10 protein-coding genes are annotated in these 13,657 nt (G+C 59.5%); 8 read left to right on the top strand and 2 right to left on the bottom strand.

Features of this window, described 5'->3' with window-relative positions; translation table 11 throughout:
• The first annotated feature begins 2 nt into the window (after positions 1–2).
• From asnB (KBB36_RS04635) to KBB36_RS04600, 8 genes are read left to right on the top strand one after another with little or no spacing between them, the layout of a single operon-like run.
• The gene (gene asnB, locus KBB36_RS04635; RefSeq protein WP_290977487.1) at positions 3–1,931 is read left to right on the top strand and encodes an asparagine synthase (glutamine-hydrolyzing); all 1,929 of its coding nucleotides are present in this window, start codon (positions 3–5) and stop codon (positions 1,929–1,931) included.
• Entirely contained in the window at positions 1,931–3,454 is a 1,524-nt protein-coding gene (locus KBB36_RS04630; protein ID WP_290977485.1) for a hypothetical protein, read from the top strand. The genes asnB (KBB36_RS04635) and KBB36_RS04630 overlap by 1 nt, the downstream gene beginning before the upstream one ends.
• A complete protein-coding gene (locus tag KBB36_RS04625) occupies positions 3,451–3,975 on the top strand; it encodes an acyltransferase (RefSeq protein ID WP_290977483.1) in 525 nt (174 codons plus the stop codon). Before KBB36_RS04630 ends, KBB36_RS04625 begins: the two co-directional genes overlap by 4 nt.
• A 13-nt stretch (positions 3,976–3,988) precedes the next feature.
• A complete protein-coding gene (locus KBB36_RS04620; RefSeq protein ID WP_290977481.1) occupies positions 3,989–5,101 on the top strand; it encodes a methyltransferase domain-containing protein in 1,113 nt (370 codons plus the stop codon).
• A 6-nt stretch (positions 5,102–5,107) separates the two neighbouring features.
• Positions 5,108–7,030 carry an asparagine synthase (glutamine-hydrolyzing) gene (gene asnB / locus KBB36_RS04615; RefSeq protein WP_290977479.1) on the top strand — a complete coding sequence of 641 codons (1,923 nt, stop codon included), beginning with the start codon at positions 5,108–5,110 and terminating at the stop codon, positions 7,028–7,030.
• Entirely contained in the window at positions 7,027–8,304 is a 1,278-nt protein-coding gene (locus KBB36_RS04610; protein WP_290977476.1) for a glycosyltransferase, read from the top strand. Before asnB (KBB36_RS04615) ends, KBB36_RS04610 begins: the two co-directional genes overlap by 4 nt.
• The gene (gene wecB / locus KBB36_RS04605; protein ID WP_290977474.1) at positions 8,301–9,359 is read left to right on the top strand and encodes a non-hydrolyzing UDP-N-acetylglucosamine 2-epimerase; all 1,059 of its coding nucleotides are present in this window, start codon (positions 8,301–8,303) and stop codon (positions 9,357–9,359) included. The genes KBB36_RS04610 and wecB overlap by 4 nt, the downstream gene beginning before the upstream one ends.
• Positions 9,356–10,573, top strand: coding sequence for an O-antigen ligase family protein (locus KBB36_RS04600; RefSeq protein ID WP_290977472.1), 1,218 nt, complete (start codon positions 9,356–9,358; stop codon positions 10,571–10,573). The genes wecB and KBB36_RS04600 overlap by 4 nt, the downstream gene beginning before the upstream one ends.
• Before the next feature lie 7 nt (positions 10,574–10,580).
• On the opposite strand, the gene asnB (KBB36_RS04595) is transcribed toward KBB36_RS04600, so the two are convergent.
• Positions 10,581–12,479, bottom strand: a complete 1,899-nt coding sequence (gene asnB / locus KBB36_RS04595) for an asparagine synthase (glutamine-hydrolyzing) (RefSeq protein WP_290977470.1) — start codon at positions 12,477–12,479, stop codon at positions 10,581–10,583.
• Positions 12,479–13,657, bottom strand: a complete 1,179-nt coding sequence (locus tag KBB36_RS04590) for a glycosyltransferase (protein ID WP_290977468.1) — start codon at positions 13,655–13,657, stop codon at positions 12,479–12,481. Before KBB36_RS04590 ends, asnB (KBB36_RS04595) begins: the two co-directional genes overlap by 1 nt.

The raw sequence follows: 13,657 nt of genomic DNA, 5'->3' as shown, positions 1-13,657 counted from the left end.
CCATGTGCGGAATCAACGGCATCATTTCCAGTAATCCTGATTTACCACAGGCTGCTCTAGGCTGGCTTGCGGCGATGAATGATGCCTTGCGCCATCGTGGCCCCGATGGCGGCGCCACGCTGACCTGGCGGCATATGGCATTGGGGCATCGCCGCCTCAGCATCATCGACCTGACCGCACGCGGCACCCAACCGATGCAAAATGCCGATGGCACGCTGGCCATGGTGTGCAATGGCGAGATTTATAATTATGCCGATCTGCGTCGCAAACTGAGCGCTGACGGCTATCGGTTTTCGAGCGATACCGATGTTGAAGTGATTTTGCCGCTCTATGAACGCTACGGCGAACGCTGTGTCGACCATCTTACCGGGATGTTCGCTTTCGCACTCTGGGATGCCAAGCAGCAGCGCCTGATTCTGGCGCGTGACCGCGTTGGCGAGAAGCCGCTATACTATGCCGAACATGACGGCATGATTGCCTTCAGTTCTGAAATCAAGGCCTTGCGCAAACTGCCATGGGTTGACCTCAGCCTCAATGAGGCGGCAGTCCCATTGCTTTTTGCCTATCAGAGCCTGCCCGCACCACACAGCATCCATACAGGCATCCAGCAATTGGCGCCGGCGGAGGTGCTGGTATGGCAGGCGGGCCATTCACGGCGCGAGCGCTACTGGAAGCTCGATTTCAGCAAGCGGCGCGAATACAGGCCAGACGAAGCACTGGAGCATTATGGCGCTTTGATTGGTGAAACCGTGCGCAGCGAACTGGTTGCTGACGTTCCGGTTGGCGTCATGCTGTCGGGCGGCGTTGACTCAAGCACTGTGGCGCGCTTCGCTCGCCAGGCCGATGCCGGCATCAACACTTTCTGCATTGGGCGCGAACAGCCCGGCCAGGAAGATGAGGAATTCCGCCGCGCCACAATTGCAGCGCAATATCTGAAAACCAATCACCGCAATATCGATACCGGCGAGATCGATCTGGCCCGAGCGATTGAAGTGATCGCGCATTATGACCAGCCGATGTCGTCCTTTGTCATGCTGTATGCCGATTTGCTGGCTCACCGCATGCGGGAGGAAGTGAAAGTGGTCTTGTCAGGCAATGGCGCCGACGAAGTCTTCGCCGGCTATGCAGGGTATGCGCGGCTGCCATTACGACAGAAGCTGGATGGTCTGGCTGCGGCTTTGCCCGCAAGCCTGAGCCAGCTATTGCCTCAGCGTTACCGGTCCAGGGCCAAACGCCTGATCGAAACAGCCAAGCTGCCGCTGGCTGATCGGCGCGGCCATAGCCTGAACCTGGTTGCCCGTGATCTGCTTGAACGGCTTGCAACACCGGATTTTGCCCGGCGCTGGCGCGATGACGATCCAGGCCGCTTTGCCACCGCGGCGGCCCGTGAATGCAATCCGCAGACTTTGCTGGATGCCATAATGTATAGCGACCTGATGGTTTGCCATCAGCATGGTCATGCCGTGATTGGCGATATGTCGGGCATGAGCCATGGCCTGGAGCTGCGTGCGCCGTTTCTGGCGCATCCGGTTATGGAGTTTGCCGCGGCGCTGCCAACGGATTTGCTGCTCGGCCGCCATCATACTGCCCGCAACACAAAATGGATCATGAAGCGGCATCTGGCCGAGGTTTTGCCGGATACGCTGGTGCATGCACCGAAGATCGGTTTCGGCTACGGCATCCAGCTGCATGATATGATACGTGGCCCCTGGCGCCCGGCAGTGGAAGAATGCCTGCTGCGCGGACGCTACTTGGAACTGGGCGTTTTCAGCCGCGCTGGCGCCGCCTGGGCCATCGACCATTCATATCTTGCGGTCTGCCTGCTGCTGTCATTCGCCATATGGGCAGAGACCGCCCTGTTTGGCACCGATGCGCGTGAATTGGGGCAACGCCTAGCCGCGCTCGCCACACCGCAGCCAAGGGCCGCCTGATGGCGCAAAAGCAGCTTCTCTGGCAGTGGCTCCAGGTTCTCGGCTTGCAAGGCGTGGCTTTCGCCATTGCTGCGGCCACGGTTGCCCTTACCGCCAGCATCGTGCCGCCAGCAGTATATGGCGAATACACTCTTTTGCTGTCGGTGCTCCAGATCACCAGCGGATTAGTGTTTTCATGGCTAAACCAATCGATTTTCAGGTTTGCGCGTGAGGAGTTCAATGCAACCGGGTCGGTATGGCAGACATTAAATACCGCACTGATGTTTCAATGCGGCCTGGTCATGGTCGTTTCAATGCTGGCATGGTGTCTGGTTATCTATCGGGGCGAGGCTCTGGGCATTCACCCCTTCATGCTTGCAATATTGCTGGGCGGATTAGTTCCAATCGTGTTGACTGAAGCGTTCAGTTTTGCCTGCCAGGCGAGCAATCGATTTTCCGGTTATGGCGCCGGCCAGGTATTGATCAAGCTGGGGCCTTTTCTGGCGGTATTATTTTTCATGTCGGGCCATCAGGCTACGAGCGCTTATCTTCTGTTTGGCGCATTGGCGGGCTGGATGCTTTCATCTGCTTACCTTGTATGCCGCCTCCCCGCAGTCGCGCCGAAAACAAAGCCGCTCAACCTTGCCATTCTGAAGCAGTTGATCACCTATGGCTGGAAACTGCCCTTCGCTACGATTTCAGGCATTGTTGTCACCTGGATGGGGGTGTGGGCGATCCGTTATTTCCAGGACATTCCATCAGCCGGTCTCTATGCCTGGAGCACCAGCCTCTACAGCCTGATCGTCGGTGCCCTGATGGCCTATTCCGCCGTGATTGCACCGCGCCTGACCGACATGCGGCTATCCGGTTCCAGCGCAAATATCACGCAGACATTGCGTTTTGCTGCTGCCGCTGCATTGCTGGCTGCCGCTTTACTGCCCTTGGCGCTGATTCTGGTGCGATTGGCCGGCTTGACAATCTGGCCGGCACAATACGCCGCAGCAGAGATACCATTTCTGGTGCTGATAGGCGCCCTGCCCGCGCAGGTGCTCAGCTATACCATCAGCCCTTTGCTGATGGCCTATCAGAATGCCGTTGGTCGTGTGGTGGCGATTAATATTCTGGCTGCCGGCGTAAACACCATTGGCAATCTTTTGCTGATTCCGGCTTTTGGTCTGCTTGGCGCAGCCCTCGCAGCCAGTCTGGCCGTATGGTCGATGGCGCTGCCCTTGCTGTGGCTGAGCTGGCGCGTCGCCTGCAATGTGGCATCGCCTGGCGATCTGGGCCGGATTGCCATTGGCGGATTATTCGCCATCGGCTGCACCCTTGCTGCCACGCTCAACAACCCCGTGGCCGGCCTGGCCATATGTTTCTGCGCCCTGCTCACCGGGCTGCTGCTGGCCCGCCAGCAGCAATGGTTTGTGCCGCTGCTCTGGCTACTGCCCCAGCTTGCCACATTGCCCAATGCAGTGCACCGCCCGCTTAGCTGCATGATACGCTGGTTTGCCGCCAGCCCCAACCACCCTGGAGCGCCAACCACATGAAAGCCCTGCTGCTGCGCCGGCTCGGTTACGCACCGGGTACCGGCTTCGCCATCTGGCTGATCAACACGCTGTTCCAGAATCTGTTTCGCCTGGACAGCGACTGCCCGGTGAACAAAAACTTCACTACGCGCGTGCTGCATCCGCAGGGCCTGCATATCGAAGCCGACTGCCCACGTGTGCGGCGCAGCTTCGCCGTCAGCGGCGGCTGCTACATCAATGCTGCGGATGGGCTGTGGATCGGCAGCGGCTCAATCTGGGGCGCCAATGTCGCCATCGTTTCCCAGACCCATGCGATCGAGAATCTCGACGATGCGCCGCCCACTACAGGTATCCGTATCGGGCGGAATTGCTGGATCGGCTTTGGCTCAGTCATTCTGCCGGGTGTCACACTAGGTGATGGCACTATTGTTGGCGCAAACAGCGTGGTGCGAAACTCCTTTCCCGAAGGCCGGGTGGTTATCGCCGGCACTCCGGCCCGCGTCGTGCGCCAGATTCCCGCCCTCCCTCATTCCCAAAACTGATTGAGCCGAACCGATGGACCCGAAAATCCTGCCTTTACTGCGCTGCCCGGTCGATGGCGCGCCCTTGCGTCTCGAAACTATAGAGAGCTTGGATACGGCTTCCGGCTCGGCGATACGCACGGGCCTGCTGTTAAATGATCAGGCCAAGCTGTGGTATCCGATCGTGAATTTTGTGCCTATCCTGCTGGCATTCCCCACGCCCCTCAGCACCGCTTTCGCTACCGAATATGCAAGCCGGCTTGCCAGCCATCCCGGCTATACATTGCCAAACCTGCCGCCGATGCCCGGTGAACGATCAGTGCAACAAACCTTCACCGAGGAATGGGCCGGGCTGGCTGACGATGAACTAACATTCATTTACCGTGATGATGAACTGATCGCATTGCATCGCGATGTCTGGCTACAGATGACCGAGATTGAGCGCCTGCGGGTGGATTGGCTGCTCAATGTTGGCGTCGGCTTCGGCAAGGAATCACGTATTCTGGCCGAATTGTTTCCGAATGCCGAAGTGATCGCATTGGATCTCAATCTGGCTTTGGTGGCGGCTGGCGAAACCCTGCGCAATGCGCCCCGCGTGCATCCGGTGGTGGCGTCTCTGTTCCGTATTCCATTTGCGCCGGCCACAATGGCACATGTGCACAGCCAGGGTGTTTTGCACCATACCTATTCAACAAAGGCAGCCTTTGATTCAATAACCCGCTTCGTGCGTGCCGACGGCTCGCTGTTTATCTGGCTCTACGCCACCGAGGATGCCTATGTGGTGCCTGGATTGCGTGGTTTCATCATCTGGCTCTATTGGTTCACCACCCATCGTCTGTTTCGCCCCTGGCTCAGCCGCAGCCCGGCCTTCCTGCGCAATGGCGTGATGTTTCTAATCACTTGCCTGCTGCATCCGCTGATCAAGCTGCGTGACCGCCGCCCGGCTGGCTGGCGTTTTCACAACACATTGCACGGCCTGCGCGATGCCTTCACCCCGCGCTATGCACATCAGCATGGTTTCAACGAAGTGGCGTTATGGTTTGAGGAGGCAGGCTTCATCCCCAAGCCGCAATCACCGAAAAAATATCTCGAACTGATCGGCAAACGCCTGCTCGGCGTGGGCTATATCGGCCAGCGCAGGCCCTGATCGATCATGTGTGGCATTGCCGGCATTATTGCCAACCGGGCCCTTTCCGATCCCGCCAGAACACTGCGGCTGCTTTCCGATGTGCAGCAGCATCGCGGCCCGGATGATCACGGCTTCCTGCTTTGGGACCGGAGCAATGCCCCGAAGCTGGGCCGCGATCCGGAAAAACTTGGCTCCGGCCTGGTCGGCCTGGTGCATCGGCGGCTTTCCATCGTTGATCTTTCGCCCAGTGGCTGGCAGCCTATGACCGATGCCAGCGGGCGCTACGCCCTGGTGTTTAACGGTGAAATTTATAACTACCCATCCCTGCGCGCGGAATTGCAGGCTCAGGGTTGCGAGTTTCATTCGACATCGGATAGCGAGGTATTGTTCAAGCTGCTGATCCGTGAAGGGGTGGGCTGTCTCAATCGCCTCACGGGCATGTTCGCTTTCGCCTTTCTTGACTGCCAGACCCATCGCCTGCTGTTGGCCAGAGATCAATTCGGCATCAAGCCGCTGCATTACTCCAGCAAGGCTGGACAATTCAGCTTCGCTTCTGAAATTCGCCCGCTCTTGGCCATTGGCACGGCTTCGCGCCAAGTTGATCGCCAGGCCCTGTTTCGCTATCTGCGCCATGCCGTGACCAATGAAGCAGGCGCCACATTGTTTCGCGATATCCGCGAATTGCCGCCGGCCCATTATCTTGATTTCTCACTCGATCGGCCGAACGAGATCGCCCCGCAGCGTTACTGGCAGCCGTCGCGTGAGCAGCGGCATGGTTTGACTGCCGCAGCCGCAGCCGAGGAGCTGCGCGCACTTTTTATCGACAGCGTTCGCCTGCATATGACTGCCGATGTTCCTGTGGCCGCCACATTATCCGGCGGCATTGACTCGAGCAGTATAGTTTGCGGCATGCGGATGCTTCAGCCGCAGGCACCGGCGCTGCCGTTGTTCAGCTATTTCGCAGGGGCCAGCGAGATCGATGAGGGGCGCTGGATCGCGCAGGTTGCGCAGCATGCCGGTGGCCATGTGCATCGGGTAACATTAAACCCGGCCGATCTGGCCCTGGAACTTGATGGCTTGATCCAATCCCAGGAACAGCCCTTCGGCACCAGCAGCATGTGGGCGCAAGCGCATGTCTTCAAGGCAGTGCATGATGCCGGCTATAAGGTCGTACTGGATGGCCAGGGCGCCGATGAGCTTTTCGCCGGCTACCCGGTATTTCGTGCTGCCAAGCTGGAAGCGCTGCTGCGGCATGGCCGGTGGGGCGAGGCCCTGTCCCTGCTTGCCGCCCAGCCTGAAGGCCGCCGCAATCTGATACTGATGGCCTTGGCACCGCTGGTGCCGTCAGCATTTCAGGCACCGTTGAGGCAATTGATCGGCCGGTCGCTGATGCCGGACTGGCTGGCATCGGACTGGTTCGGCCCGGTATCTGCACGCCCAGCCGCGAAATGGCCCGGGGCAACGCCGCTGCAAGGCCAGCTTCTAGATGCGACGTTCGGCTCCAGCCTACCCATGTTGCTACGCTATGCCGATCGCAATGCCATGCGGGTATCGGTGGAAAATCGTGTGCCGTTTCTGACCACTGCACTGGCGGATTTCGCCACCAGCCTGCCGGATGAACTGCTGATCGCCGCCGATGGCACCACCAAGGCGGTGCTGCGTCAGGCCATGCAAGGCCTGGTGCCGGATACAATCCTACAGCGCCGCGACAAGATTGGCTTTGTCACCCCGGAGGCCAACTGGTTCGGCAAGGATACCGCGTTGGCCAATTATATTCGGGAAAGTCTGGCGGCCCCATTGCCGCCCTGCTTCACGCCCGTGGTGCGTGATCGCCTGCTTGCGCTTGCCAACGGAAATATTGGCCATGATGCGGCTTTGTGGCGTTGCTTGAATCTGCTGCGCTGGGCCACCTTGTTTGAGGTGGATTTCGAGAGTACCGAAGCATGAAAATCCTGCTCATTGCCTTCGCTTTTCCACCCTATAATGCAAGCGGCGCCGTACGCGCCGGCATGCTGGCCGAGTATCTGCATGATCGCGGACATGATGTGCGGGTGCTGACCGCAAGTGAGATTGGCTATGCCAAGACAATGACCAGCCGCTTTCCGACAGAGCAGGTTATCACTACCAACTGGATCAATGTTTTTGCGCTTTACCAGAAGCTGCGCCAGGACAATGGTGTTGCAGACAGCGGTAGTCAGAATATCGCCCAGCCACAGCGGCGCGGTCGCTGGCGTCAATGGCTGATTGATCTGGCCAAAGGTATCATCGGGTTTCCGGATGGCCAGATTGGCTGGTATCCGGCGGCGGTCGCGGCCGGCAAGCGCCTTCTGCAAAACTGGCAGCCTGACCTGATCTATTCAACAGCCTTGCCCTTCACCGATCACTTGATCGGACGCCGCCTGAGTCAGATGGCCAAGGTGCCCTGGATTGCCGAATATCGCGATCTGTTCACCGAGAATCCTTATGGCAACACACCTGACTGGCGGCTTGGCATCGATACGCTGATTGAGCGCTGGGTATTACGGCCAGCGCTTGCCTGCGTCAGTGTTTCGCAACCGCTGGCGGACTCCCTGCAACGGCGTTATGGCAAACGCACGGCTGTGATCCTCAACGGCTATGATCCGGCTGGCTATGCCGCTGTGACACCAACCCCAGAACTGGATTCGGCCACTCTCAGCATCCTCTATACCGGCATCATCTATCCGGGGCGACGCGACCCGACAAATCTATTTGCCGCGCTGGCCTTGCTTGGGCCCGAGCGTGCCGGCATCACAGTATATTTCTATGGCCAGGATTTGCGTGGCGTGGCTGAGGCTGCGGCTCATCATGGTGTTTCTGATTGTGTGCGCATCCAGCGCCCGGTTTCACTGCGTCAGTCACAATCATTACAAGCCAATGCCGATATACTGCTGCTTCTGTTGTGGAATGATCCACGAGAACATGGTGTATTCACCGGCAAGCTGTTTGAATATGCCGGTGCCGGCCGGCCAATATTGACGCTCGGCTGCGAAGATGGCGTTGCCGCCGACTTAATCCGCAACCGCGGCCTGGGCAAGGTATTGAATGATCCCGCAGCCATAGCCGAACAATTGCGGCTATGGCTGAACGAAAAACGCGGCGGCGGCATTGCGGCGCCGCCGCAGACGGCAAAAACCGGCTTGTCGCGTGCGGAACAGTTTGCCGCGCTGGAAGATTTTATCGGCTCGATCGGAATTCGATGATGCAGAACAGGACCGGCAAAGGCATAACCGTGGTTGGCGCCCGGCCGCAATTCATTAAGGCGGCAGCAGTAAGCCGCGCTTTCCAGCAGCAGAATGGTCCAGAGGAAATCCTGCTGCATACCGGCCAGCATTATGATTTCCAGATGTCGGATGTGTTCTTTCAGGAGTTGGGCATTCCGGCTCCGAAGCACCATCTCGGCATCCATGGCGGCAGCCATGGCGCAATGACCGGCCGAATGCTTGCGGAAATAGAGCGTGTTCTGCTGGATGAAAAGCCGGATTGGGTTCTGGTTTATGGCGACACGAACTCCACCCTTGCCGCAGCATTGGCTGCAAGCAAGCTGCATATTCCTGTGGTGCATGTGGAAGCCGGCCTGCGCTCGTTCAACCGAGCCATGCCGGAAGAGGTAAACCGCGTGCTGGCAGATCATGTCAGTGAGCTGCTGTTTTGTCCCACCGGCCAGGCGGCTGAGAATTTGCGCCGCGAAGGGATAGAGCGCGGCGTGCATGTTGTGGGCGACGTGATGTATGACACGGTGCTGATGACGCGCGAGGCGGCCCGGCGACGTTCCAGCATCCTGGACAAGCTGGGCCAAAAGCCCGGCGGCTACAGCATCGCGACAGTGCATCGTGAGGAAAATACCGGGGATGCGGCTCAATTGAGCACGGTGATCGGCTATTTGCGCGAGCAGGCCGAGCAATTGCCGATCATTTTGCCGCTGCATCCCCGCACCGTCGCTGCTGCGCAGCGATTTGGTATCAGTATGAGCGGTCTTCAGGTGATTGAACCGCTGGGCTACCTCGACATGGCCCGCCTGCTTGATGATTGCGTGATTGTCTACACTGATTCCGGCGGCTTGCAAAAGGAAGCCTACTTTCATCGCAAGCCCTGCGTTACGCTGCGGAATGAAACGGAATGGGTGGAGACTGTTGAAAACGGCTGGAATCGTCTGTGGCGTGGCCCGGACTATACCGTGCGGCGAGACATCCCGGATTATGGCAGCGGAGATGCGGCAGCACGCATTGTGGCCTTGCTGACTGAGAGCCTGGCATGAATTCCGCCAAGCTACAGGCTCTGACCTTCTTTACCCTGCTGGCGCCGGCAGCCTGCCTGATGGTCTTTTTTGCCGGCAAGGGATTCGCCGGTCTGGGCGGCGCGGCTGGTGTAATCGCAATCGCCATCATTTTGCTGCGACGGCAGGCCAGACTGGTGCTGGCCCTGCCATCAAGCCAGTTGCTACTGGCCTGGATCTTTCTGGGCTTGCTCAGCGCCACCTGGTCGCTGGATGCCGCCAATTCACTGGATACGATGCAAGGGCTCAGCGGCATGCTTATCGCCGCGCTCTGCCTGCTGGGCCTGGCCCAGACACTGCCCGAGGCCAGCGACGAAGCAAAACGGTATTTTGCCTGGATATTGGTTGGCAGCTTTTTGCTGCTGACTGGCTTGCTGCTGCTGGATCAGGCCACACAAGGCGGCGTCTATCGCGCTACGATCGGGTGGCTCAAGCGGCGCAACGACTGGATTCCCAATATCAACATTCGATCCGGCGTCTATGTCACATTGCTGGTCTGGCCGGTCATGCTCGCGGCCTATTGGGCAACGCGCCGTCTCTGGCTGCCGCTGGTCGTGTTCATCATTGGCGCTATCGCGGCTTATGTTTCGCCACAGGTAACTGCAAAACTGGCCTTTGGCGCCGGCGTGATGGCATTCGCGTTTGTCTGGCTGGGCGGCCGGCGGATGTCGTTCATACTGGGCATGCTGATCTGCCTGACTGTAGTGACACTACCGTTTCTGCTCGGGAGCCGCTTTGATGCGGATTATGTAATGGAGCGTTACCCCACCCTGCATTATTCCGCTGCGCACCGCCTGCATGTTTGGGATTTTGTTATCGAGCGCTATTTCGAGCGCCCCTGGCTCGGCTGGGGTATTGATGCCGCACGCCTGTTGCCAGGCGGCAACGCCCTCCTGCCCAGCGGTGGCGAGCAGGTGCCCAGCCACCCCCATAATGGCATCCTGCAATTCTGGCTCGAACTTGGCGTTCCCGGCGGCCTGCTCTTGGCTGTTGGCCAGTTCACCATATGGCGCAGCATCACCAACGCTGCCCTGACCCCGATGGCCCGCGCGCTGGCCGCAGCGGCCTTCATCACCGCGCTGGGCTATTTCCTGGTTTCATTCAATTCCTGGCATAGCTGGTGGGTCGGCCTGCTTGGCGCCAGCTTCAGCCTGTTGATTGCTGCCCTGCGCAGCTTCGGCCAGCAGCCGCGCTGACACCAGCCTAACGCCTGGCTGCGCGCCAGGCTTGAAACATCAGCACGCTCCAGAGCGGATTATGCCAGGCCCGTATCCCTGCGCGATGCTCGGCCCAGAGCCGTCGGATGCCAGCCACATCCAGCATGCCGCTCTCTGCCAAGGCCGCAGGCGACAACAAGGCTTCCGCCCAATCCACCAGCGGACCATTGAGCCAGCGCTGCAATGGGACACCAAAACCCATTTTGGGGCGCTCGAACAATGCCGCCGGCACATGCCGGCTCAATATGCGCCGCAGGATGGCCTTGCCCCCATCCGGCGCCATTTTCCAGGTCAGTGGCAGGCGCCAGGCAAATTCAAATAGCCGGTGATCCAGCAGCGGGACGCGTGATTCCAGACTCACCGCCATGCTGGCGCGATCCAGTTTCACCAGAATGTCGTTCGGCAGATAGGTCTGTGTGTCCAGCAGCATCATCATGTGGCATGGATGATCCAGCGCTGGCCAATCCTGCGGTCGATCAAGATAATTCTCAGCCACACCCGGCTGGCCCGGCGCCATCGCCATCATATGGCGGTATAGGCCGCACAAGTCACCAGGGCGCAGCAGATCGGCCAACTTGTGTATCCTGTCACCCAGCAGAGGTCGCAGCCGATTTAGCCAGGCCGGTGGCACAGCCTGCAACGCATCCAGGCCCAGCCCAAGCAAAGCCGAGGGCATTGCGCCAGCAAGGGTGCCCAAACGCTGCGCCTGTCCGTAGCGGCTATAGCCACCGAATAATTCATCGCCACCATCACCGGAGAGGCTTACCGTGACAGCATCTCGCGCCAGCCGCGATACCAGATAGGTTGGAATCTGTGACGAGTCTGCAAATGGCTCATCAAACATTGCGCCGAGCTGCGGCACCACGGCCAAAGCCTCTGCCTCGCCAAGATAGAGTTCAGTATGATTGGTGCCGAGATGATCCGCGACTGCACGGGCATAATGTGCCTCGTTGAAACGCGCCTCGCTGAATCCGATACTGAAACTGCGCACCGGCGGCCCGCCGAGCGACTGCATCATGGCCACAACGGTGGATGAATCAATACCACCGGAAAGGAACGCACCAACCGGAACATCCGAAACCATGCAGAGCTTCACCGCATCACGCAGCAATGCTTCCAGTTCCTCGGTGGCGGCAGCTTCGTTGCCCCGATAGGGTTCAGCCAGGCCGGCCTGCGCGGCTTCACTGGCCGACCAATAGCTTTGCGGCAGCGGCAGAATTCCGGGCACGGCATCGGCAGAAAGAGTGAGCAGACTGCCCGGTGGCAGTTTGCGCAAACCGCTGCGGATGACATAAGGCGCCGGCACATGGCCATAGCGCAGCAGCAGCGATACTGCCGCTGGATCAACCGGCGCATCAAAACACGGGCAAGCTTCCAGAGCGCGTAATTCCGATGCGAACAGAAAACTATTGCCATTCCATCCATAGAGGAGTGGTTTCTGCCCGAACCGATCACGCCCTAAAGTGAGCTGACGCTTATGGGCATCCCAGAGAGCAAAAGCAAACATGCCATTGCTCTGTGTCAGGGTTGCTTCAACACCCCAATGTTCAAAGCCGGCAAGTAGCACTTCGGTATCCGAGGCACTGCGGAAAACCGTCCCGGCGGCGACAAGGCGGGCGCGCAAATCCTGGTAATTGTAGATTTCGCCGTTGAACACGATGCAGAAACGGCCTGAAGCGGACAGCATCGGCTGTGCGCCATCCTGACTCAGATCAATGATCGCCAGCCGGCGATGACCCAGGGCCAGGCCGGCAGCAGAGTCGCTCCAATACCCATCGCCATCCGGGCCGCGATAGGCTATAGCGGCAGTCATTGCCTTTACTGCCCTGCCCAGTAGCTCGGGAGAGGCACCGCCAGAAACCATCAGACCGGCCAGGCCGCACATCAGCTTGCCTCCCGCATCCGTTGCAGCGCCGCTTCCGTTGAGGCACCTGCGGCAAGCGCGGCATAGAGCGCATCATAGCGGGCGATACAGGCAGGCAGCGAGAATAGGTGCCCGGCGCGCCGATGTGCCGCAGCACCAAGCGTCGAACGGAAAGGCGGATCAGCCAGCTTCGCCAATGCAGCGGCCAAAGCAGCTGGCTGCCGTGCGGGTACCACGAGGCCGCTCTCACCAACAGCCTCTGCATTGCCGCCCACATCGGTGACCAGCATGGCAAGGCCCGCCGCCATGCCTTCCAGCACGGCGTTGGAAAAGCCCTCCTCATGTGAAACAAGCAGGCCGATATCTGCTGCGTTCAGCAAGGCAGCTACGTCGCGGTGATTGTCCATCCGGCCAAGCCAGAGAATGCGATCTGCAACACCATGCGCCTTGGCCAGCGCCCGCAAGGCCAGGCCGTGGCCGGTATCGTCGCCGACGCATAGCAGCATATGATCCGCCGGCAATGCCGGCGCCGCCAGGGCAAGCGCCTCGATTAGATCAGCATGGCCTTTATATGGGATCAGATTGGCCACCTTAACCATAACCAGCGTATCATCGCGCAGGCCAAGCCGCTCTCTTACTGCCATGCGCGCATGACTTGGCTGCGGCAGATCAACGCCATTGTAAAGCAAACCAAGCCGCCCCGCCGGCACACCTTCCGCAGCCAGTTGCGCCACCACGGCAGCGGAATTGCCCAGCAGCACGGTCATGCAACCATGCAATCGGCGTTCAAGCCAGCCCGCTAGGCGATGCTTGGCCTGATAATCATTCAGGCTGCGGCGGCTCATCAGCCGAGGCCCGATACCGCTGAGCCAGGCAGCGAAACCACCGATCAGATAGGCCTCGGGCAGAAAACAATGCACCAGATCAGGCTTCCAGCCACGCAGCAGGCGCAGCGCATGCATGAAGCCGAATAGGGGCCGCAATGGAAAGCGGCGGAACGGCCCGCCATGAATGGCTATACCCGCAGCCGCCATAGCCGATTCCAGCGCGCCATCACGATGCATAAGCAGCAAGCGGATATCAAAACGGTCACGATCGAGTTGCGGCAGCACCTGCAACAGATGCCGCTCCGTGCCACCAACCCCCAGGCCATTGGCAATGACCAGCAGACGGATACGGCGCGGTTGCGCGACAACCAC

Origin of the sequence: Ferrovibrio sp. (genome assembly GCF_017994015.1) — a bacterium.
Taxonomy (GTDB): Bacteria; Pseudomonadota; Alphaproteobacteria; order Ferrovibrionales; family Ferrovibrionaceae; genus Ferrovibrio.
Note: the sequence above shows the minus strand (reverse complement) of the source record. Positions and strands in the feature narration are given on the sequence as shown.

Excerpts from the sequence above, each read along its gene's own strand:
- asnB (WP_290977487.1), top strand. The coding sequence starts at position 3 with ATGTGCGGAATCAACGGCATCATTTCCAGTAATCCTGATTTACCACAG.
- KBB36_RS04630 (WP_290977485.1), top strand. The coding sequence starts at position 1,931 with ATGGCGCAAAAGCAGCTTCTCTGGCAGTGGCTCCAGGTTCTCGGCTTG.
- KBB36_RS04625 (WP_290977483.1), top strand. The coding sequence starts at position 3,451 with ATGAAAGCCCTGCTGCTGCGCCGGCTCGGTTACGCACCGGGTACCGGC.
- KBB36_RS04620 (WP_290977481.1), top strand. The coding sequence starts at position 3,989 with ATGGACCCGAAAATCCTGCCTTTACTGCGCTGCCCGGTCGATGGCGCG.
- asnB (WP_290977479.1), top strand. The coding sequence starts at position 5,108 with ATGTGTGGCATTGCCGGCATTATTGCCAACCGGGCCCTTTCCGATCCC.
- KBB36_RS04610 (WP_290977476.1), top strand. The coding sequence starts at position 7,027 with ATGAAAATCCTGCTCATTGCCTTCGCTTTTCCACCCTATAATGCAAGC.
- wecB (WP_290977474.1), top strand. The coding sequence starts at position 8,301 with ATGATGCAGAACAGGACCGGCAAAGGCATAACCGTGGTTGGCGCCCGG.
- KBB36_RS04600 (WP_290977472.1), top strand. The coding sequence starts at position 9,356 with ATGAATTCCGCCAAGCTACAGGCTCTGACCTTCTTTACCCTGCTGGCG.
- asnB (WP_290977470.1), bottom strand. The coding sequence starts at position 12,479 with ATGTGCGGCCTGGCCGGTCTGATGGTTTCTGGCGGTGCCTCTCCCGAG.